The organism is Acidobacteriota bacterium (assembly GCA_016716435.1).
Lineage (GTDB): Bacteria > Acidobacteriota > Blastocatellia > Pyrinomonadales > Pyrinomonadaceae > OLB17.
This window is the reverse complement of sequence record JADJWI010000008.1, coordinates 14,163-35,991: the sequence shown is the minus strand read 5'-3', so window position 1 is coordinate 35,991 and position 21,829 is coordinate 14,163. Positions and strand designations below refer to the sequence as shown.

Sequence of the window (21,829 nt, the reverse complement as noted above, 5' to 3'; positions counted from 1 at the left end):
CCCGGTCAAGCCTGCCGCAACTGGATTCCTTAATATTTCGAGCACGCTAAGAGACTAAAAATCAATGTTGAGACGTTCAAACAAGCTCACGGTAAAGAGCCTTTACGTCGTCGATCAGCCGTTCCTTCGAATAAAATTTTCTAACAAAGACCTTACCATTTTGCCCGAGCTCATTACGTAATTTTTCATTATTCCCCAAATAGTTCAAGCACATTTCTAACCCTTTGGCGTCCCCCGAGGCAAAACCGAGTCCACGCTCGTATCGATGAAAACCGTCGAGGTCGTCCTCGAATGCACCTAAGAGATCCGCAACACCGCCGACCATCGAAGAAATGACAGGTTTGCCTGCGGCCATCGCCTCGATCAGCGAAAGCGGCGTTCCTTCATTCAGCGATGTCAGAACTACGGCGTCAAGAGCAGAATACACCGCAGGAATATCAGTCCGGTTTCCCGCAAAGATGATCTCGTTGTCCAAACCAGCATCATTCACAAGTCCTTCCAATTCTGGTCGCAGTTGCCCATCGCCGACGATAACGAACTTCATCTTTTCCGATAGGGATGCGTCCGTCGTCATTAGGCGTCCCATAGCCTCGATCAATAGCGGGATGTTCTTTATCTCCGTAAGCCGGCCAACGAAACCGAAAAGCAGTTGATCGTCGGCGACCTTCCATTCGGATCGGATAGCGGAACGTGCGTCTAGCGTCACATCGAACGGCTCAAGATCGATCCCGAGCGGGATCACCTTGAATTGCTTGGGTTTGCCGACCTTGAAAGTAGTGTTTATCTCTTCAAGCTGCTGCCGGCTGATGACGACGATCCGATCGGTCGCAAACCTTGCAAGAACCCGTTCAATGAAGAGAAAAAGGGATGTTTTCGCCGCACCGTAGTAGCTATGAAAAACGTGGCCGTGAAATGTGTGAACCATCCTCACTCGTCTTGGCCGCCCGACCAACGTAGAAAGTGTGAGCCATCTGTAAGCAAAAGCTGCGGCCCTGCCGATCGTGCCCGCTTTCGCCGTGTGTGTGTGGATCAAGTCGGGTTCGAATCGCAACAGTTCGCGATAGACCTTAAATAACGAGATAACGTCGCGGAGCGAAAGTTCCCGGCTCATCTCGCGAAGGTAAACCGGCTCGACTCCGTTCTCCTCGGCGAAGTACTCCATGCTTTCTTCGCCTTCCGGGACGCTTCCAGCTATCAGACGCGATGAATAGTTTTCATCCTCGAGAGCCCTTGTAAGCCAGACGACATGCCGGGCCGGGCCTCCTACATTGAGCCTCGCGATGATTCGGAGAATTTTCATTGAACTGGCGCAGGACGTCGGCCATTTAAGGGTTCGGCAGCCGGCAACCGCATCGCGGCTTTATCTTCGCAGGCGGTGCGGCAAGACGTTTGTGTAGGGTTCACGCTGCCGGCTGCCGAATTTTAATCCATTCGATATGGCGTTTCCGGATCGTCTTCGTGACGAATTTCGTCGATCGGTTCCCTTTTACCTTCGCCCATATAGAGCCGGTTGGGACAGTTTATGACCATTCCGTCCGAATCGCCGATATTCTTGTAGCCGTGAACAACACCCTTCGGCACGACGACGGCCAGGGGTTCGTCGATACCGGCATCGAACGACATCATGTAGTTGAACGTAGGCGAATCCGGGCGATTGTCCCACATACGCATATTGAATGTTGACGGGCCGATGAAACAGAAAAGGTCCGCCTGGTCGACGTGTTCATGTGGGCCGCGAGCGATTCCCGGAGTTGTGAACGAAATGTAGGACATTACCGGAAAGAACTCCTCAGCAAGCTCATCGTGCCGGAACAGCTCGGCAAGCCAGCCGCGATCATCGTGATACTTTTTAAGCTGATACACGACCACATCCTTGATCTCGCCCTCGGTGAATTCAACCATCGTTTTCTTTGTTTCCGCCATTTCTTTTCTTTTAAGATCTCAGACTGCCGAGACGCTGCCTATGTTATTCGCTCCGGTTTCAGCAACCATATTCGACGCCCGCAAAAGGCTCTCAAAGGTCCCGGCATCGGTCCACCAGCCATCGAGCTCATTCCAGCTCATCTCTCCACGATCAATGTAATGATTATTCACATCGGTTATTTCCAACTCACCGCGATCGGACGGCTTAAGTGTCTTGATAACGTCAAAGACCGTGTTGTCGTAGAAATAGATGCCGATAACAGCAAAGCTCGATTTAGGTTCCGCGGGCTTTTCCTCTATCCGAAGCACGCGTTGCCCATCCAGTTCCGGTACACCAAAACGTTGCGGGTCGTGGACCTCCTTCAATAGTATCTTCGCTCCCTTGCCTTGCTCGCGATATGCGTCTGCGGCCGCACGGATATTTTTCTCGATGATGTTATCGCCAAGCACGACGCAGATCGGTTCCTTATCAGCGAAATGCTCGACCAATGAAAGAGCATCGGCAATGCCGCCCTCGCCTTCCTGATAAGTATAGTTAACGTGCTTGAGTCCAAAATCTTTCCCATTACCGAGCAGCTTTAAAAAATCACCCGCTGAGTTTCCGCCAGTTACGATCATAATGTCGTCGATGCCGGCATTGATCAGCGTCCGGATCGGATAATAGATCATCGGCTGGTTATAGACCGGCAGAAGATGCTTGTTCGTTATCTTCGTAAGCGGAAAAAGACGCGAGCCTAACCCGCCCGCAAGTATTACACCTTTCATAAAACTCGTTCGGCAATTGCCGAGAAATTATCGATCAATAAATCGCTGAAACCAAAGTTCCAGCATCAGCAATGTCCAGATCTGAAATGCATGGTCGCGCTCGCCGCCGGTGTGCTCGTCCACATACTTTCGCATCATCTCCGGCTTTACTATTCCGCGGCCAAGAGCTCTTTCCGAGAGAAGGGCTTCGCGGACAAAATCTTTCATTTCACCGCGGAACCATTTCCCGACCGGGACGCCAAATCCCATCTTTCGCCGGTAAATCACCTCACGAGGCACAAGCCGCTCGGCGACCTTCTTGAGCAAATATTTCGGCCGAAGCCGCGACATCTTAAGCCCTTCGGGCAGGCTCGCGGCAAACTCGATCAGGTTATGATCGAGAAACGGCGACCGAGCTTCCAGTGAATTTGCCATTGTCGCAATATCCACCTTTACGAGCAAATCGTTTGGCAGATATGTCATCTGGTCCGTTAGCAACGCCGCATCAAGAAGCCCCGAACCCCGGGCAGACGCGAACCAGTGATCCAGAGTATCTGACGCTCGTGTCCCATTCAGCGATTCGGCAAATTCGCGGGCATAAAGCTCGGGCTTCGTCTCACGGTCAAAGGTAGACATCCAGCGGAAATAACGTTCATTTCGCGGAAGAACGGCAGCCTTGAGAAAACGCTTGACGTCACGCGCCCGCGACTTTTTGATCTCCGAAGTCGGATAAAGACCGATCGGGAACTCGATCAACGCCTTTCTCAAAGCCCCGGGTATCTTCGAATATTGCTCGGCCGCAAGCATCGCCGCATATCGCTCATAACCCGCGAAACTCTCATCTCCGCCATCGCCATTTAGGGCGACAGTGACATGCCTGCGGGTTTCCTTCGCTACGTAGTAGGTCGGGATCGCGGATGAGTCGGCATAGGGCTCGCCGTAATGTTCAACGAGGGTCGGAATAACATCGAGAGCATTAGGGCGGACAATGAATTCGTTATATTCGGCACCTACGTGCTCGGCAACACGGCGGGCATACTTAAGCTCGCTGAAATCCTGCTCCTCAAAGCCGATCGAAAAGGTCTTGACCGGCTGCGAACTCTCCTCGGCCATCAGGGCAACAACAGTCGATGAATCGACCCCGCCGGAAAGAAAGGCACCGAGCGGAACCTCGGATATCATTCGGAGTCTCGTCGATTCGCGAAGTATCCGTGTCGTCTCCTCGATCGCTTCGCTCTCTGTGATCTTGATCTTCTTCGAAAAGTCGGGCAGCCAATACCGCGAGGTTTCGATCTTTCCCGCCCGCCATTTCATCCAATGGCCGGGCTCGAGCTTCCTGATCTCTTTATAGGCGGTCAAGGGAGCCGGGACGCAAAGATAAGAAAGATAGGCGTCGATCGCGGTGTTGTCGACCTCACGGGAAATGTCAGGATGTTCGAGAAGTGCGAGGAACTCGGAGCCGAAGATCAAATCGCCATTCGGACGGTGAGAATACAGAAGCGGCTTTTTCCCGACGCGGTCGCGGGCAATGAAAAGCTCCTTTTCACTCTCATCCCAGATCGCAAAAGCGAACATTCCTCGCAAACGCTTCAGGCAATCGGCACCATACTTCGCATATAGATTTACGATCGCTTCGGTATCTGAATTTGTGTAGAGATGAACGCCATCTGCCTCAAGCTCTTGCCTCAATTCCTGATAGTTATAGATCTCGCCGTTAAAGACGATCCACTTTGTGCGGCTGGCGTCATAGATCGGCTGCTTTCCCGAGGCGAGATCAATGATCGCGAGCCGCCGCATCGCGAGCCCGACATTCTCTTTCAGGTAAAAACCGTCGTCATCCGGCCCGCGGTGAAATATGGCGCGGTTCATCCTCTCAAGGACTTCCCGGCTCGCCTCGCGGCCGCCATTATTTACAATGCCGACGATCCCACACATCCTTTTAATTTGCCCTCACGATACTTAGGTCTTTTGTGCGACGCCGCGTCCGTCCCGTAAGAGCAGCCCAGCCAACCTGTCTCTGAGTAATGCCGACAGCGACGAGCATAAAGAAGAGAGGCATAATCGTCTGTTTATGCCGCCACGCCAAACCGACATTTGAAAGCCCCCAAATATGCATACCGGCATAAAGCACACAGAATGCGAATATAGGGGCCATCTCAACAAACTTTACTTTGAAGAATATCCTGAGTGCTGGGAAACCGATGATGATAATTACGATTATGAAGATATTTTCCGCAGCCCCGAAGGCGTTGCGGGCCGATCCGCTGAATGCTTCCCAGGGAAACGGTGCAAAAAAGAAATAGACGGTCGCGACCGGTATTGCCAATGTGGTCGACTGACCTTCGGTATAGATCTCAACCCCCGAACCTGTGGACACGGCCATTCCCTCGCGCCAGGAATCAACCCGCTCATTCAGCCTTTCTATCCGCTCGAAATCTCTTTGTATCGCTCCGCCCGCAGCCAAAAAGATCATTAGGGCCGAGACGATCACCGTGCCGAAGATCGCATTGCGGACAATATTCTGCCTGCTCGCCACCAGGAATCTAAAGAGAGCGGCTGCCGCCAGCAGATAGACCGCGTAGAACCGCATTATGAAGACGGCCAGCAACGCGGGAACCGTAGCAATGGCATCCTTGGGCGAAAATCCCTTCGCGTTACGGATCAGCATGTAAAGCACGAACCATTCCCCGAGGATGACCAATATCTCTTTCGCCGTGGTCGCCGAGAGCAGAATGTGAGACATCCAGAAGGTAACAAGTACCGCCGCGATCCGGGCCGTTGCGGAATCAAAGACCCGCCGGGTCATTCGGAAAACGACAATGACCAGCAAAGCTCCGGCAAAGCTGTTCACCGTGGAAACGATCATTCGGCTCTCGCCGCCCGCAATAAAGCTGGGGATCGCCCAGATAAGCGCCTGGCCCTCATTTTGCCGTTCAAAGAAAACGCGAACCAGATCGGACGCAAATGCGTCGAAGCCATTCTCGTACCAGGCGCTGGCCATCCCCCAACTGGCAACATAACCCGAGGCGTCTTCGTCGCCGAAAAGTTCCTTCAGGTCCCAGCCGTACATTATCATCCCCATCCAGAGACGGATGGAAAAGGCCCAAAAGAAAATGCCGGCCTGAAAATGCGTGTCAGGGTCGTTGGCTCGTTCGCGAAGAAGGTAACCGGCGATGCCGCCAAGAATTAGGACAAGTGGAAGCGCGGTCAGCTCATCGGGGTCATCGTAAAAAAAGATCAGCCCCTGCACGACAAGTGCAAAGAACGTGAGCAAAAAGACAAGCTTTCCGGCGGCTATCATTAAAAACTTCCGCTAGCGGACAACGAGGTTGTTCTCAAGCACAAGGGCGTCGAAATTCGAATTCCGGAATGTGTTTATCGCATTCTCCGGAGTGCAGACGATCGGCTCCTGAACGTTGAAAGATGTATTGAGGAGCATCGGAATTCCGGTCCGCTTCTTAAACTCATTTATCAGGTTCCAATAACGCGGATTCGTCTCGCGGCTGACCATCTGCGGCCGGGCGGTCCCGTCAACGTGGACAACGGCCGGAATCTTCGACTTATAGTCCTCGGCCACCTCGATAACGGTGATCATAAATGGATCATGATGCTCAACGCCAAAAACCTCGCGGCCATGCTCTTCCTGCATTGAGGGGGCAAGCGGACGAAACCATTCCCTGAGCTTTACCTTGTGGTTCAATATCTCGCGCATATCCGCCCGACGCGGATCGGCAAGAAAACTCCGGGCACCGAGCGCCCGCGGCCCGAGCTCCATACGGCCATTGAACCAACCGATGATCGCCCCTTCGCTGATCATCTTTGCAATACGCGGAAGCAATTCCTCATCCGGTAAAGTCTCGTATGCAAGTTCGGCTGCATCAAGCGCTTCCCGGCATTCCTCATTTGAAAAACCCGGCCCGTAATAGGCATGTTTCATTTCAAAATCACGAGGTTTGGCAAGCTTTTGGTGCCAGACAAAATATGCCGCTCCCAGCGAGCAACCTGCATCGCCCGCGGCGGGCTGGACAAAGAATCGCTTGAACGGCGTTTCGTGAAATATCCGGCCATTCATTACCGAATTGAACGCAACTCCGCCGGCCAGGCAAAGATTCTCCTCACCGGTCATCTCATGGATCTGCTTTACTAGATAGATCGCCGTATCTTCCAGCGCCTTCTGCGCCGAGCAGGCAATATCCCAATGGTGTTCGGTAAGTTCCTCGCCGGGCTTTCTTCCGGGCCCGAGTTCCTTAACTATTGCGTCCGAAAACTGGTAATGCTTCGCCAGATGATGATCGAGAACCTTGATATCGAATTTGAAATCACCGTTGCCATTGGTCTTTAGCACCTTTTCGCGGAAAAAGTCATAATGCTTCGGCTTGCCGTAGGCCGCCAGGCCCATAACCTTCCATTCATCGCCGGCAAACATATCAAACCCGATAAAGTTCGTCACCGCCGAATAGAATTGCCCGAGGCTGTGCGGCAGCTTGATACGTTTCAGGACCTCGAGCTTATTGCCCTTACCCTTGCAGAAAAGCGTGGTCGTATCTTCGCCCGTTCCGTCCCAGGTAAGGATCGCCGCCGAATCAAAAGGCGAAACGAAGAAAGCAGAAGCTGCGTGCGTTTGGTGATGTTCCAGAAAATGAAACTTGAAGTTGCTCGCGCCAAAATGCTCTCGAAGACGCTTCGGATGCTTAAACATCCCCAGATAACTATCGCTGACCTGAGCAACTCCGCGATCGGCCCTTGCCTTGAACATCGCCGGCGAGATCAGTCCCGCCTTTAGTGCTTGCATCGCTTTATGGCGGAGTATCCAGGGCTTCCAATAATGCCCGACGTGCTCCACCTCGGCCAAAGTGATCCCGGCCTGGTTCAAACAAAATTCGATAGCCTTATAAGGAAAGCCCGCGTGGTGCTTTTTACGCGAGAAACGCTCTTCCTCGACCGACGCGATCAATTGCCCATCTTTAATGATCGCCGCCGCAGAATCGCCAAGAGTTGTAAGCCCCAAAATATACATAAGAATCTATAAAAACAGATTATCGCAGATTTACACGGATTAATATTGTTTGGAAATAGAACTTGGGGTTCCTATGACGTTTGGGTCCCAACTCTTGAGTGCCAGAGTAGGAAAGACGGCGACCCATCCCGAAATGCTCCGCAAAAAACAGTAATCCGTGAGAATCTGCGTAAATCCGCTGTTAACTACCTCAACCGGTTTATCAATCGGTGATGCTCGAAGCTCTTTGCTCCAAAATTCAGGATCAACGCCAGATCGATCCCGGTCGCTTTCAAATAATTCAACGCCTGAGCTTTGTGAAAATCCGTTATCCGGTCGCAGGCTTTGAGCTCAAGGATCACCTTTTTCTCAACAAGAATATCCGCAAAGTAATCTCCGACAATTACGCCTTCAAACATGACCTTGATCGGCACTTGCTGCTATGCAAAGATGCCGGCCGATCGCAGAGCGACCACCATCGAATTTTCGTAAACCTTCTCAAGAAATCCGTGCCCCAAAGTACTATGAACCTGCATCCCTAGCCCGATGATCTTGTAAGTAAGATCACCATGCAACAAACTTTCGCTCATATGTTTATGCAACGGATTAACGCGAATTTACACGGATCAGTTAACCAAACTGTTTGACCGTATTCAAAGCGCCGGCTGGACCAACCCGTCTTCGCCACTCGAAAAGCAACCAGATCCAACAATCTAACCAAAATAATCCGCGAAAATCTGCGTGAATCCGCTGCCAGCCGATCTTACAACGGATCAACGCGGATTTACACGGATCATGAAAGGCTATTATCTTTGATCCCTTGGCTTCCCATGACCAAGATAATCAAAAAATAATCCGCGAAAATCTGCGTAAATCCGCTGTTAACCGTTCTTCGCCATTCGGAACACCTCTGCAAGCTTATCTGCCTGCTTTTCGATCGTGTAGTTTTCCAGAGAATACTCCCGGCCGCTTTTTCCTATTTTGCGGCGAAGATCTGCGTCGCTGAGTAGCCTATCTAGCGAATTATACCAATCTTCCGCTGAATCGGCATTGAGGTGTGTTTCGTCCGGACGTCCGATCTCCGCACAAATGCCGACCGGAGACATAACGAATGGCACACCCGCCGCAAGATATTGGATCGCCTTAAACCCCGACTTTCCCCGGAGCCATTCCTCGCTCGCCGAGCGGCTAACAACTATCGGGTAAAGCCCGATATCCAGCGTGCAGAAATCCGCGACCTCCCGCTCAAGCGACCATGGCAGGACCTCCGTCCGGACCCCGGGAATATTTATCCCATCGCTGCCGGAGCCGACAACCCTTAATAAAAACTGATGCTTTGTGGAAAGCCGTTCAAAGACGGGAAAGAGCGACTCAAGCGAAGGAAATGTGGAATGTGTGCCGACCCAACCAATCACGGGGACGTCGTTCTCTTTCCCAGCCGGGCGGAAAACCTCTGTATCGACCACCGTGGGAATCACCTCGGCCCGCGTTCCCAACCTGGAAACATAATCGGCAATAAACCTGTTTCCGCAGGTGACTGCGGCCGAGCGGCGGATAAGCCTGTCTGTTTTGCCGAAGAACTTTAAAGCACTTCCGAGCTTGCCGTATGTCGGGCTCGCGTATGGAACGTAAGTAGCATCATCCAGATCGAGAACCATCGGAAGCCGCCCGACAAGGCCAAAAAGCCACTCAAATATCTCCGGCCCAAAGAACATCGCCTCCCGCTGGACGAAAAGAAGATCATAGTCCCGCAACTTCCCCGCCTCCGCAGCTCTACGAAAAAGACTCCGGGCGATCCCGGCCGACTTTCGGAGCGAACCGCCCGGCTTATACATCTCGGCAAATTGCTCCGCAGAAAGAAAAGGGCTCAGCTCAAGCTCAATTCCCCGCTCCCGAAGCGGCCGAATGAACTGCTCAACCCGAAACCGCGTCGCCGCCGCTTCTTTGGGAAAGTTTGCGACAGCAAAGACTCGCATTTATCTCTTGAAACCGACCGCAGCAATGCGCTCCGGCAATTACCCCCCCCCCCGCGGGCACCGAGGCCGCCCCGTGGGGAAGAGAGCCGGCACGGGGCTCCGGTGAAATTCAGTTTGGAAGACCGGCCAGATTCCTCTTGGCAACTTCTATTGCTTCGCTCGGATCTATCAAATGCAGTTTCGCGACCCTCGGTGCACAAGCTGCCGCCCGCTCCGCAGCAGACAAAACCGACGCATGGAAGGCTCTCCCAGGAAACTGAAAACTAAAAAGCGCTCGGCATGACCGACTGATGAAAGCGTCCTCGTCCCGAAACCCGCAACCACCTTTGTATCAATGTTAGAAGCCATCTGAGAGTTGTCCGAATTTCACCGGAAGTCTACATGCTTATCGTGAACTTATCAGCGTTTCCGCGCCCAGGTCTCGATGTAAGTCCCTAGTTCACCGAAGCTGCTGATTCCGGTCACGATCTTGGAGGAAAGGCTCTCGACAGTTCCCACAATGCCCCCGCGGCTCGGCACAAGACTTTGTCCCGGATAAACGTTCCAGTACTCAGGTTCCAACCCATGTTTAGTGAGTATCTTTCTCAATGCATGCGGACTAAAGCCAAAAACATGGAACGGCGAAAACGTGGGTGCCAGATTCACGCTCCAGTCCCGGCCTCGAAGCTTTTGATAAAGATTGCCGATCCTGAAATAAAGCCCCGCCTCGTTGGGGACATCGATATAGAGAAGGCCGCCGGGCTTCAGCGCTCTGGAAATTCTTCCAACTATCTCATCTGGATTGTATAAATGCTCAAGCACTGCGGCGAGAACAACAGCATCGTACTCATTGTCTGGAACCGAGGAATCTTCGATTGGCTCCCGCCATATTTTGAGGCCGGTCCGTTTCTCCGCATAATCTGCAAAAGTAGCAGAAGGCTCCACACCCTCAACTTCCCATCCTAATTCCTTTGCCGCGACAAGCGTTTCGCCTCGCCCTACTCCAACATCGAGGAGTTTGCCCTTATGGCCCAGTATCTTCTCCGCCCTTTCTAGAAGAGACGTCGCACCGTCAAGCCGACCTTCGGTGTCGTGCTCCTTAAAGTAATCGTCCGCGTCCACGTCATAATGCTGGCCGAGTCCATTTTTGGGGAAAGGCATTGGGTTCGGAAAGACCAAAGAACAACTCGTACACCGCCAGATCTCACATTCAACGCCAAGTCCCTCGCGATGCGAAACACCGCCGCGTCTGCCCACAAATCGGTCAGGCTTTTTTCGCAGATCGGGCATCTTTGGTCGGTCCAAACATAAAGGTCCGATCTATTTTTTGATTCTATCGCGTTCATGATCCACTGATCGATTCGTAGACAGCCCGATATCTAATTCCGCCGACCGTTTCGAGGTCGAATTCCTGATCGGCGACTTCGCGGCATTTTGCGGAAATGTCTCCTAAGCTCTTTATCTTATCAAAAGCCTCGAGATAGGACTCGCGGTCGAACCTTTCTATCAGCGAACCGACGCCGTAGCCCTCGATAAGCAGATCTACATCCCCGACGCCCATGTTTGCGATAATCGGAAGCCCGCAGGCGAGGTACTCAGCGTTTTTCGTCGGCGAAGAAGCTTGCTTGGAATAACAAGGCTTTATAAAAGAAACGGCCAGGTCGGCCGCAACCAGATACTCAGGTATTTCGTTTGATGGAACACGAGTTATAAGATACTCGCCATCCGCGTAACCGGCCTCGCGAAGAAGCGGCTCGATAACTTCAGGCTTGCTCTGCGTCAATATCATCGCATACGCATTCGGGTACTTTTCGCGGAAGGCTCCAAAGATATCGGCCGTCTCTTTCGTAAGATACCACCCTCCGAACGAGCCAACATAGACCATTACCTTCTTGTCGGCTATACCAAGCTCTTTTCTCTTTCTTTCCCGGGTCGCGGGAGTCGCGGAGGCAAATCTTTCCAGATCAACACAACACGGTATCACCTCGACCGGGCGGCCGAGCTTATCAAACCCCGACCCCTTCGACTCGGGGAAAAGGATCTCTCTCGCCTTTTCGGTTAGAACGACAAAGGCATCGGCCTCTTTCATCAGCCAACGCTCCATACGTTTCGCACCGCGGTAAAGCAGCCCGCCCTCGGGCCAGATGCCCGCATCGGTATATTCCTCAGGGAAAAATCCCCGGATATCAAAGAGCAATTTAGGCTTCTTGCGTGAGAACTTCCGGGCCAAAGCTCCCATCAGGGTCGGGACATGCACGCGCCCATGCAGAACATCGAACCGCCCGATCCTTCGCCAAATATAAAAAGCCCCGCGAAAGATATCCCAGGCCGTCGCCGCCGCCGAAGGCCGCTTATGATACGGCAGCCAGTCCCACTCAATTCCCTCCGCCGCCAGCTCCGCCCGAACCTTTTCAAACTCCTCAAGATCTTTCCCTTCCCGCTGCGGCTCAAACGTAAGCAGCGAAACGCTCAAGGGGAAAATAGACTCGGCATCCAACTCATTTTCACTTTTCAACCTTTTCCCTTTTACACCTTCTAGCTTTTCCCCTTTTTTACCTTTAAACTCTTTCCCTTTTTCACCTTTGAGAAGCTCCCGCAAATACGGCAAAACCTGCGTCTGAACCAAAGGCTCCCGCACCCCGAAATAACAAATGTATAAAGTTCTAGGCACTAGCAATTCGCGCTTCCGCGTTAATCCGTGTTCATCCGATTTTTAGAAAATCTCCTCAACGGAAACGCCGCAAAATATCCGATCCCCGCCGGACGATACCAAACACTCTTCACCGCCGTCCGCAAAAAATCCCTATACTTCCCCGCCCGAAAATAAGACCCCGCAAGAACCCGAAACAAGCTCCCGTAAGCTTTGCCTTTGTCGAATTTTCCATCCCGCCCGTTTTCAGTAAACACCTTCTGATATGTGGAGAGCATTTCGCTCTCCATTCGCGGAATATTTGAATGCATGTTCGAGCCGTGTAACCGATACTTCAATAGCGGTTCGCCTATGAAGCCCACGGAAAAAGAGGAGCTGATGCGAAAATAAAGGTCCCAGTCCGCCGAAGTCGAAAGCGATTCATCAAAACCTCCGACTTTGTCGAAAGCCTCTCGCGGGATCATCACCCCGCTCCCGCCTCCCAAAATGACTGCACTTTCAAACATCATTAGTTCGGCGGCAACATCACCTTCCATTCCGTTCAAATGAGTCGCCAGTTCTTCTCCTGAAGCGTCAATATCGATCACACCGACATGAACAAGACCCACATCGCCGCGAGACTCGAACTTGTCAACCTGCTTTTCGATCTTCTCAGGCAACCAGACATCATCGGCATCCAGGAATGCAATGTATTCGCCGGTTGATTCCGCCACGCCGCGGTTCCGGGCTACACACACCCCCGAGTTCTCTTGCTCAATTATCTTTATCCGATCGCGGTATTTCTCAAGAACCTCGAGCGAGTTATCCTTTGACCCGTCATCAACAACTATTACCTCGATGTTTGGATAGGTTTGCCCGAGAGCGCTCTCGACCGCCTCGCCAACATACCGGGCGTAGTTATAGTTGGGAATGATCGCGCTAACCAATGGCTTCATTTCTTTCGGCATACGGCAAGCTGCACCGGTGCCTTGGCAAGTTTTTCTTCCGAAAATAAGTAATTTGCCTCGGTCGGGTAAAATGGCCGCTTCCAGATCGCCTCGCTTAGCCTTTCCCGGAGGCCGAGCGGAAACTTATTCATCACTCGCCAGCCAAACAGCTTGGCCTGCACAATGGGCTTTCGCGGCAATCTCTGTTGATCGAGATAGAACGGTGAGATACTTTTCCCGATCTCAAGCGACTGCCCGAGATGCTCCTCAACTATAAAAACCTTCCGCAATTCTTCGCCGAGCTCTTCGGGCGTATATTCATAGACGTGGAAAGGATTCGAGGGCTTTCCGTTCACCGGTCTCGTGTAATGGGCATTCGGAGTCGAAAGCAGAAGAAAGCCTCCGGGACTTAGAACTCGCTCCAACTCCCTTAAGAAACCCGGGCGGTCATGAATATGTTCTACCGTTTCAAATGAAGTGACGACATCGAAGCTCGCATCCGTAAAAGGAAGACGAAGACCATCCCCCAGGATCACCGCGGAACTTTCCCCGCATTCTAGTCGGGCCTGAGCCGCCGCTTCGGCATCCACATCAACGCCGCAAACCGATCTTGCAGTTTGCTGAAGCAACCCGATCCCGTAGCCGGTCCCGCAGGCAATATCAAGAACTCTCTTACCCGCGACCATTTCAAGCGCAAATCGATATCGGGCCGCATGCTCTCCCCAATAGGGAGAAAGCCGCCCGGCATCGATCACATTAGCTCCTTGAAATCTTTCAGAAACTCCCATCACGTCTTCGTTCCCAACCACTGACAGTAAAGTTCGTATTGCCTATCTATCATCCGTTCGAGCGTGAATGTGTTTCGCACGAATGACTGGCCGGCGTTTGCCATTGCTTCCGCCCGAGCACGGTCTGATAAAACCTCTTCAATCGCCGTTTCGAGCGATGCCGCGTCCGCCGCGGGCACAAGAGTTCCGGTAACGCCATTCTCAATGACCTCTTTTGCTCCGCCTACATCGGTTGAGATCAGCGGAGTGCCGACCGACATTGTTTCGATCAAAACCTGGCAAAATGCCTCCGAAAGCGAGGGATGAACGACAAGGTCACAGGCTTTCATACAGGCGGCAACATCCTTCCTGAAGCCGGCAAATATAACTTTGCTATCGAGCCCGGTCTTGCTGACGTGATCAACGACGCCGCTTTCTTCGCCACCGCCCCCTACAAAGAATAATCGAATGTTCGCGTATTTTTCTATCAGAACGGATACGGCGTCCAAGAGAAATCGATGGCCCTTTGTAGGAAAAAAGTTCCCGAAAGTGCCGATCAGAAATTCTCCCTCGCCGACCCCAAACTCTTTTCGAACTTCTAAACGCTCGAACTCGGTTGCTGAAAAGCGGTTGAAATCAAATCCCTGATAAACAACTGTGATCTTCTCGTCAGCAACGCTTTCACGGTTAACCAAATGCTCCTTGACTGCTCCGCCCAAAGTTACGATATGGTCGGCAGTTCTTGCCTCCCATTTATCGATATAAATAGGGAGGCTCTTCCCGATCAGAAGCGCTTGATCAAGATGATGGCGTGTCAGGACCTTTACATGCGTCCCGGCCAATTTTCCTGCAAGTAATCCGACGAGGCTTGCTTCGTAAAGATGTGTTTGAACTATATTGAACTTCCCTTGACGGAGTTTCGTTGCCAACCGTAGAGCGGCAAATGGGAAGCCATATCGGCTCCTCGCGCCGAGGCAAAGATATTCCACGTTCTTTGCCTCATTGATCCAAGCAGGCTGCTCTTTTCCGGAATCGAAAAGCGTTACCCAAAGCTGCGAGACACCCTTTCCCGCAAGGCCAAGGCCAAGATTCCGCAGATACTCTGAGTCTGCCGAATATGAGACAACTTGGCAGACCATGATTTCCTTGTCCGAAGGCATTTATTGAATCGGGAAAAGGTTTACGTCGAAAAGAGTTGGCTGCGAACAGAATTCCTGTTTCGTGATCGCTGAGCCATTGTAGTCGGGCCGGTATCTGTAATGTTTAACTAGGTCCCAGATCATCTCAAGCGTGTGCCCATTTGCGGCCATGAACTCCGGATGCAAACCTAGTCTCGCGACAGGCCGTTGCTCGGTCAAGACTTTCCGTGCTCCTTTCAAAAGATCTAGCTCCGCTCCTTCGACGTCGATCTTCAAGCAATTGACGGTGAGGCCTCTTTCCGAAACGAACTGATCGACCGAGATCATCGGGACCTCGATCTTCTCTTTGCTGCGACCGGTTTCAACGAGTGAATTGGCATTCGAAACCTCCGTACCAGTATCGAAAAAGTAGGCAGTTCCTTTCTTATCCGAAACCGCCTCGGGACGGATCTCAACGTTTTGGTCGCAGCCATTCAACTTTACAACTTCACCGAGGACGCCTCGCGTAAACGGAGTCGGTTCAAATGCATAGACCTTACCCGTCTCGCCAACCAGTCTCGACGTAACGACCGAAAACAAACCAATATGGGCGCCGATATCGAGAACAGTATCGCCCGGCTTTAGATTCGCCCTAAAAAATCGAAACGTCTCCGGCTCATAATCAGATTCATAATACCTGCTCCACTTTGCAGGAAACAGCACGCGTTCGCTGCCGATCGTTCGGGGAACGCCGCGATAAAGCGTTACCGCGTCGAGCGCTCCATAGAAAACGTTTTTAATTGGCGTCGCCATTTTTATCCGCTAGGTATTGAATCGAAACGAAGTAAGCCCGGAGATCCGAAGCCTAAGCCAGTCTATCTCGGATCGTGTTAGAACAAATTGCCACAGAAGAAATCCGTAAAGCACGGCAAATACGAGATATACGAACCCGACGACCGAGATCGGCAGTGAAGTAAGAAACATTAGGAAGCCGGGAACTGCAAAAACTGTACCGGTCAAGAGAATCCGCGCCACGGGCAGATATTCTAACTTGATTCCCGTCAACCTACTTGTCGCAAACAACAATATAAGGCAATCGGCGATGATTCTCATACTCCATGCCGCTGCCGCACCTACGGCCCCAAATCGAGAGACCAGCATCCAAACCAAGAGAAGATAAGGAAAAAGCTCCGCCCAATATATCTTTGCGATCAGGTCGGACCGTCCGCCTGCCATTAGAAGAGTAAACGGAATATAGGTGACAACGTGAAAGGCCAGACCGATCAGAAGCACGTAAAACGGTGCCGTACTTCCCTGTCCGAACTCGGGGCCCGCCCAAATCGTGAAAAAGGATTCTGCTACGAGTATCAAGAACACCGAAGCAGGAAGGAGCCAGATGATGTTAAGTCTTACGACCGTAGAAAAAAGAAAACTAACCGACCCGTCACTTTGCCCTCCTCGGTTCAGTTGAGAAAACGCGGGCATCAGCGATTAGCTCATCGCGCTCGAGAACATTGTTATCGAACTTGCGACAATGAACGCAACCGAGTAAAACGCGAGTTCCTTAACCGACGCAAGACTCGAAAGAACACCCTTTTCTATATTCGCCAATAAAAGTCCCGCGACACCCGCCGCGATCACGCCAAACCCAAACTTTGCCATTGCCGGAAGCAAACTTGGTTCGATCCGGAACCCGAAAAGCATTGTCAGGTGCTTTCTCGAAGCGATAAGATGCCCGGCGAGGTTCAGGAGGCTGGCGGCGAGGAGGACGGTTACGGCGCCGATTATTCCGTAGCCGAGGTAAAGGACGATAGGTGTTGCGATCAGGCCGAGGATGCGGGAGCCGGCGTTGATGAACGTATTTAGATCCATGCGGAGCCGGGCGAGCTGCGGCGTGTTAAATATTCCGCAGAGAAAGTTCATGACGAAAGTTATGGCAGCGATCCTGAGCGCCGTTGCCGCCTCGGCCTGTAAAGCTTCCGGGACGTTGAAAAGCCCGATGATCTTTGAGGAAAATATCATCAATGCCGCCGCGACCGGCACCGAGGTCATAAGGGCAATGAGCGCCGCGGTTCTTACAATGCGGGCCTCTTTTTCCTCGTCGCCTTCGGCATAAGCCTCGCTACCGAACTTGGTCGATGCCATCGACATCCCAAAATCTGCAAAACCAAGATAGGTCGGTATCAGCCCGATCAGGATCAAAACGCCGTAACTTTCCGCCCCGAGCATCCGGATAACGAACGGAGTCGCCACCAGCGAGACCGCAAGCGGTGCGACCTGGCCGGCGAGCGTCCAGAGCGAGCCCTTGACGACCTTGGTCGTCATTCCGGCTGTTGATGGCGGAGTTTTGGGCGGTTTGGCGGGTTCGCTCGCGTCTTTGGACGTCACGTTGAGAAGTGTAAGTGGTTCGGGGCGGGTGGGCAAGTTGGATTTGTTGTGAGTCGGTCAAAATGAGAGAAAATGGGGAAATTTGGGACTTTGGAACGAAATATTAACGGCTGGGAATGAGTTATTGAGAACTTTGGACGAGTTCTGAAGATGTAGGATTCATTTATAGAAAGCTAGGAATCATTTCTACAAGGCTATATTTCATTTTTAGAAAGCTAGGATTCATTTCTACAAAGCTAGGATTCATTTCTGAGCTTGTAGGAATGAATTATTGAGACCAATAATTCATTTGCGCAATTGCAGAATTTCATTTTGCTGCAATTGCAGAATTTATTTGCAAGCTCAGAAATGATTTGCTCAAGCTAATAATTCATTTGCGCAAGCTAATAATTCATTCCTGCGGCGAGAAAATCATTTGCGCAACCTCAGAAATCATTTGCGCAATTGCAGGATTCATTTGCGCAACCTCAGAATTCATTTGCGCAAGGTGATATTTCATTCCGGCGGGCGGATTTTTTCGATCTGGAACACAGAAAACACAGATCAGGACACAGAAAGCACAGAATTGTTGCCACGGAGGGCACTGAGGGTGTTGAGGTGGGATTCTTCGGCGAATCAGCGGTTCTGGGAAGCCGTAGTTCCTATTTATACAACATCTCCGTGGTCTCTGTGGGCTCTGTGTTAAAAATTGCTTGAAGGCGGAGGGTTATGTGGCGCGGCGGGTCAGGCGGGAGATGCGGGCGGTGAGCCAGGTACGCTCTTCGGCGGTCAGGAGCGTCCGGAGCGTCATTGCGGCGTAGATCGCTAAGCCTAAAAGGACGGCAAGAAGCGGAAAGAGCGTGTAGGCGTTGTAATAGAGCAGAAAAACCGCGGGCAGGGCGGCGGCGGCGACGCCGAGCAGCCATCCGATCGGAAATCGCGGGCGAAATGTGATTCCACCAAAGCGGATAGCGAGATAAAACTGCAGAAAGGTGTCAATGATAACGCGAAGGCTCCAGGCGGCGGCCGCACCGGCGGCTCCGTATCGCGAGGCAAGCAGCCAGACGGCGGCGGCATAAGGCACAAGCTCCAGCCAGTAAAGCTTGGCGAGAGCATCGCTCCTTCCGGAGGCGAGAATTGCGGCGTGCGGCAGATAGGCGATGATATTGAATAGCAATCCGCCCAAAAGCAGATAAAGCGGCAAGGTGCTCTCGCGGCCAAATTCTTCCCCGGCCCAGATGGTGAAAAATGGCTTTGCCGTAATGGCCAGAAAGATCATCGCCGGAATTGCCCAGATCATTGAAAGCCGCACTCCCCGCTCAAAAAGCCCGTTGAGCCGCTCGCGGGCCTCCTCACCCTGCAACTGCGAAAATGCCGGGATCAGCGATTGGATCATCGCCCCGGCGAAAAGGGTCATCATCGAGGCGGCCGTAAATGCGACCGTGTAATGGGCAAGTGCGGAGGCTGAAACTACGGCGGCGAGTATGCCTTTCTCGGCATTTACGAGCCCGACCGCCGCAATGGAGCTTATGACCAGCCCTGCTCCAAATTTAAGAAGCGGACGGAGCTTCTCGCGGCTGATCCCGAGCCCGAAAAGCTCGGGCAAGAGCCTACCGGAAAAGAAAATATGGCCGGCAAGATTGAGCAGCATCGCCGCGAGCAGAACCGTGGCCGCACCGACGATCCCATAGCCGAGATAAATGGCCAAGGGCGTTGCGATAAGTCCGGCGATCCGCGTCCCGGCATTTATCAGCGTGTTTAGGTCCATCCGGAGCCGGGCGAGCTGCGGCGTGTTGAGAATGCTGCAAAGAATGTTGACGACGAATGTCACCGCGGTGATGCGAAGTGCGGCCGCGGCCTCGGCGAAAAAGCTCTCGGGAACGGCAAAAAGCGAAATGACCTGCGGGGCAAAGATGATCAGGCCAAGAGCTACGGGAACGCTGCCGGCAAGTGCGACCGCGACGGCCGTGCGGATGACCGCGGCCTCTTCTTTCCGGTCGCCGCGGCCGAAAGCTTCGCTCGCGAACCGCGTAGAGGCGAGCGACATCCCGAAATCTGCAAATGCGAGATAAGCGGGAATCAGCCCGACGAGGATAAATACGCCGTAGCCTTCGGCACCGAGCAGGCGGATGGTGAAAGGAGTTGCCGCAAGCGAAACGGCAAGCGGAGCGACCTGGCCGAGAAGGGTCCAGAGCGAACCCTTCACGACGCGGGTCGTCATACCTGCGGCCGAGTGCTGCGGATCGCCCGCCCCGGCCGCTATCTGTTTTTCATCCGCTTCCACGTTGGGAGTTTAAGCCGAAGCCAAATCCCCGGGCAAACGGCTGGGCCTTCTTAAGGCTCCGGGAGGAAGTCCACGTTCTCGACCGGGGCATTGACGATGACGATAAAAACCCCGTAACCCGTGAATACTTTTTTAGGGGTTATATTTCACTTTGGCGGTGAGTCAATGCTTTTTGGTCGTTTATCGTGGGGTTTTCGGTGGAACTCGGCCGTTTCGCTCTGGTCCGGGCAGCGGTAATTGGAGCTCATCCATGCTGCGAACTCTCTCGGCCTTTTGGCGGCGGCCTGCGTCTTAATGTATTCCTGCTTCCTTTGCTAAAGTGACTTTAAGAATGAGAATCAAACCACGCATTTTGCTAGCTGCACTTATCGGCGTCCTGCTGTTCAGCATGTCGCATAGCGCGCAAGAGGTGCGGAGAATTACCTACAACAACATAAGCGTTGATGTTGTAATTGATAAGCCTACTAACACATTCGTGGATGTCTTGGTCGCCTTCCACGGAACTGTTGCGAGCGACGAACAGATCATTCCCGCCGCAAAAAACACTTTGGCAAGAGTAAAGGAGATCACCGCTCGAACAGATATGATGATCGTCAGCGTGGCTTATCCTCAAGAAGGCCGATTGCTGGGTGACGGCATTCTGGAAGCAGAAGCGGCATTGCTTTGGGTTAAGCATTACTCCAGAAAAGCATTAAAGAGAAAGGTGAATAAGATCTTCTTGATCGGACATTCGCAGGGCGGATATATTGTCACCAGATTGAACACGATGCATGCGACCGACGGTGTGATCGCAAATGCTCCGGGGCCGCTAAATCTTGTCTACAGATGCGGACTCGAAGAAAACGGCCAGGTCCCGCAAAGCGCCGTCTGCAATCTGCTCCGGCAAACCTACGGAACAACGACAGCAAACCCCTCGGCATATATGGACCGCTCGCTCTTAAATTTCACGAGCGGCCATCTATCCGACATCCTCGTCGTTCAAGGAATGCAAGATTCGCCGATCCAGTTGTTCTCATGGCCCACATTCAAACAGCAAATGACCGATTGCAACACGTGTCAAACCCGCCAGTTCGTTGAAATTGCCGGCGGAGGCCACACGTCTCTATTCGAAAGCCCCGAAGCGATCGCCGCTTACAACCTGTTCATAAACCGCTGATGCGGGCTATTTCGTTTTTGCTGCGAAATGATCCCAAGCCGCTTTGGCGATGTCGGCTATGGTCCTTTCGTTGGTGTCGAAATCTTCTTTCGAATCGGTAACGAAAACACTGATATAGAGGTATTTGCCGTTCGGCAGGTAGACAATGCCGATGTCGTGGACGGCGGCGTAGATTCCGGGGGGTGGCGTTTGTTGCCGGAATAGCCGCTCATTACAGAGCGAATGACAGAAAGACGCTACGATCTGCGCTGCGAATAATTTGAGATGATATGAAACCCCCGACGATCTTTCGTATTAAGGAAAGCCGTCGGAGATTGTCGTTCACTTACGTTTGTTTCCTGCGGCTAAGGACACCAGTTGATTCCAGGGTTGTCCAAACCGTTACAATACTCTACGAACAGGACGTAACAGGGCTGCCGCAGACGTTTGAAGCCTTGATCCAGCCGATCTTCCGTTTGTATTTGACCTTTACCCAGTTGCAGGTAAAACCGGCAATTGACACTTCGGATTCACTCGGGATCGTCCCGATCTTTCTATTTGTGTTGGACGCCGCGTAAAGATCAGCGGGCTTGTTGTATTGTCCGATCGGTCCCATGGTTCCGGTCGCCACCATTTTAGCCGAGACCCAACCGGTGCCCTCAAACAAAGAGCCGCTATCTCCGTAGGCTCTGACAATTTTCACCCAGCCGTTCGAATACCCCGTTACACGAACCAAAATAGATCCCGGGCCGTCACCTGAATTCGGGTCTGTCTTTAACGTCGCTAAGACTTTGCCTTTAACACTTGGCTGGTCTCGGACGTTCAGACCTTTTGGGTCTTTATCAATCACATACGCATCAACGCCGCAATCATCTTGACCGAACAAATTGAGCGTTCCGCAAAAAGCTATCAACAAACCGCAGATCAAAACTTTTACAATCATTTTTTCTCCTATCTATTTCAC

Annotated in this window: 19 protein-coding genes and 1 pseudogene; 2 read left to right on the top strand and 18 right to left on the bottom strand. The window is 52.3% G+C overall.

Annotation, left to right across the window (positions count from 1 at the left end):
* Nucleotides 1-76: 76 nt before the first annotated feature.
* From IPM21_12215 to IPM21_12135, 17 genes and pseudogenes are all read right to left on the bottom strand, one after another.
* Entirely contained in the window at nt 77-1,300 is a 1,224-nt protein-coding gene (locus tag IPM21_12215; protein ID MBK9164645.1) for a glycosyltransferase, read from the bottom strand.
* Between the two features lie 122 nt (nt 1,301-1,422).
* Nucleotides 1,423-1,902: a dTDP-4-dehydrorhamnose 3,5-epimerase family protein gene (locus IPM21_12210; protein MBK9164644.1), complete on the bottom strand. Its 480-nt coding sequence runs from the start codon at nt 1,900-1,902 to the stop codon at nt 1,423-1,425.
* A gap of 39 nt (nt 1,903-1,941) precedes the next feature.
* On the bottom strand, nt 1,942-2,688 hold the full coding sequence (locus IPM21_12205) for an NTP transferase domain-containing protein (GenBank protein ID MBK9164643.1): 747 nt from the start codon (nt 2,686-2,688) through the stop codon (nt 1,942-1,944).
* 27 nt (nt 2,689-2,715) lie between these two features.
* The gene (gene asnB / locus IPM21_12200) at nt 2,716-4,602 is read right to left on the bottom strand and encodes an asparagine synthase (glutamine-hydrolyzing) (GenBank protein MBK9164642.1); all 1,887 of its coding nucleotides are present in this window, start codon (nt 4,600-4,602) and stop codon (nt 2,716-2,718) included.
* Nucleotides 4,603-4,606: 4 nt separating this feature from the next.
* Nucleotides 4,607-5,968, bottom strand: coding sequence for a glycosyltransferase family 39 protein (locus IPM21_12195; GenBank protein ID MBK9164641.1), 1,362 nt, complete (start codon nt 5,966-5,968; stop codon nt 4,607-4,609).
* 12 nt (nt 5,969-5,980) lie between these two features.
* Entirely contained in the window at nt 5,981-7,684 is a 1,704-nt protein-coding gene (locus IPM21_12190; GenBank protein ID MBK9164640.1) for a carbamoyltransferase, read from the bottom strand.
* Between the two features lie 185 nt (nt 7,685-7,869).
* Nucleotides 7,870-8,253, bottom strand: a pseudogene (locus IPM21_12185) (GxxExxY protein).
* Between the two features lie 291 nt (nt 8,254-8,544).
* Nucleotides 8,545-9,639, bottom strand: coding sequence for a glycosyltransferase family 4 protein (locus IPM21_12180; protein ID MBK9164639.1), 1,095 nt, complete (start codon nt 9,637-9,639; stop codon nt 8,545-8,547).
* 399 nt (nt 9,640-10,038) lie between these two features.
* Nucleotides 10,039-10,779: a class I SAM-dependent methyltransferase gene (locus IPM21_12175; protein MBK9164638.1), complete on the bottom strand. Its 741-nt coding sequence runs from the start codon at nt 10,777-10,779 to the stop codon at nt 10,039-10,041.
* 181 nt (nt 10,780-10,960) lie between these two features.
* Nucleotides 10,961-12,133, bottom strand: coding sequence for a glycosyltransferase (locus IPM21_12170; GenBank protein MBK9164637.1), 1,173 nt, complete (start codon nt 12,131-12,133; stop codon nt 10,961-10,963).
* A gap of 176 nt (nt 12,134-12,309) precedes the next feature.
* Nucleotides 12,310-13,203: a glycosyltransferase family 2 protein gene (locus IPM21_12165; protein MBK9164636.1), complete on the bottom strand. Its 894-nt coding sequence runs from the start codon at nt 13,201-13,203 to the stop codon at nt 12,310-12,312.
* Nucleotides 13,200-13,982 carry a methyltransferase domain-containing protein gene (locus tag IPM21_12160; protein ID MBK9164635.1) on the bottom strand — a complete coding sequence of 261 codons (783 nt, stop codon included), beginning with the start codon at nt 13,980-13,982 and terminating at the stop codon, nt 13,200-13,202. Before IPM21_12160 ends, IPM21_12165 begins: the two co-directional genes overlap by 4 nt.
* Entirely contained in the window at nt 13,982-15,100 is a 1,119-nt protein-coding gene (locus IPM21_12155; protein ID MBK9164634.1) for a glycosyltransferase, read from the bottom strand. The genes IPM21_12160 and IPM21_12155 overlap by 1 nt, the downstream gene beginning before the upstream one ends.
* A 21-nt stretch (nt 15,101-15,121) precedes the next feature.
* Nucleotides 15,122-15,892 carry an FkbM family methyltransferase gene (locus IPM21_12150; GenBank protein MBK9164633.1) on the bottom strand — a complete coding sequence of 257 codons (771 nt, stop codon included), beginning with the start codon at nt 15,890-15,892 and terminating at the stop codon, nt 15,122-15,124.
* Nucleotides 15,893-15,901: 9 nt separating this feature from the next.
* Nucleotides 15,902-16,372, bottom strand: coding sequence for a polysaccharide biosynthesis C-terminal domain-containing protein (locus IPM21_12145; protein MBK9164632.1), 471 nt, complete (start codon nt 16,370-16,372; stop codon nt 15,902-15,904).
* Between the two features lie 198 nt (nt 16,373-16,570).
* A complete protein-coding gene (locus tag IPM21_12140) occupies nt 16,571-17,467 on the bottom strand; it encodes an oligosaccharide flippase family protein (GenBank protein MBK9164631.1) in 897 nt (298 codons plus the stop codon).
* Nucleotides 17,468-18,173: 706 nt separating this feature from the next.
* The gene (locus IPM21_12135; protein MBK9164630.1) at nt 18,174-19,730 is read right to left on the bottom strand and encodes an oligosaccharide flippase family protein; all 1,557 of its coding nucleotides are present in this window, start codon (nt 19,728-19,730) and stop codon (nt 18,174-18,176) included.
* A 331-nt stretch (nt 19,731-20,061) separates the two neighbouring features.
* On the opposite strand from IPM21_12135, the gene IPM21_12130 reads away from it, so the two are divergent.
* Both IPM21_12130 and IPM21_12125 read left to right on the top strand, forming a co-directional pair.
* Entirely contained in the window at nt 20,062-20,886 is an 825-nt protein-coding gene (locus IPM21_12130) for an alpha/beta fold hydrolase (protein MBK9164629.1), read from the top strand.
* A 27-nt stretch (nt 20,887-20,913) separates the two neighbouring features.
* The gene (locus tag IPM21_12125) at nt 20,914-21,090 is read left to right on the top strand and encodes a hypothetical protein (protein ID MBK9164628.1); all 177 of its coding nucleotides are present in this window, start codon (nt 20,914-20,916) and stop codon (nt 21,088-21,090) included.
* A 187-nt stretch (nt 21,091-21,277) separates the two neighbouring features.
* Here the strand turns inward: IPM21_12125 and IPM21_12120 are convergent, their stop codons facing one another.
* Nucleotides 21,278-21,808, bottom strand: a complete 531-nt coding sequence (locus tag IPM21_12120) for an SH3 domain-containing protein (GenBank protein MBK9164627.1) — start codon at nt 21,806-21,808, stop codon at nt 21,278-21,280.
* Between the last annotated feature and the right edge of the window lie 21 nt (nt 21,809-21,829).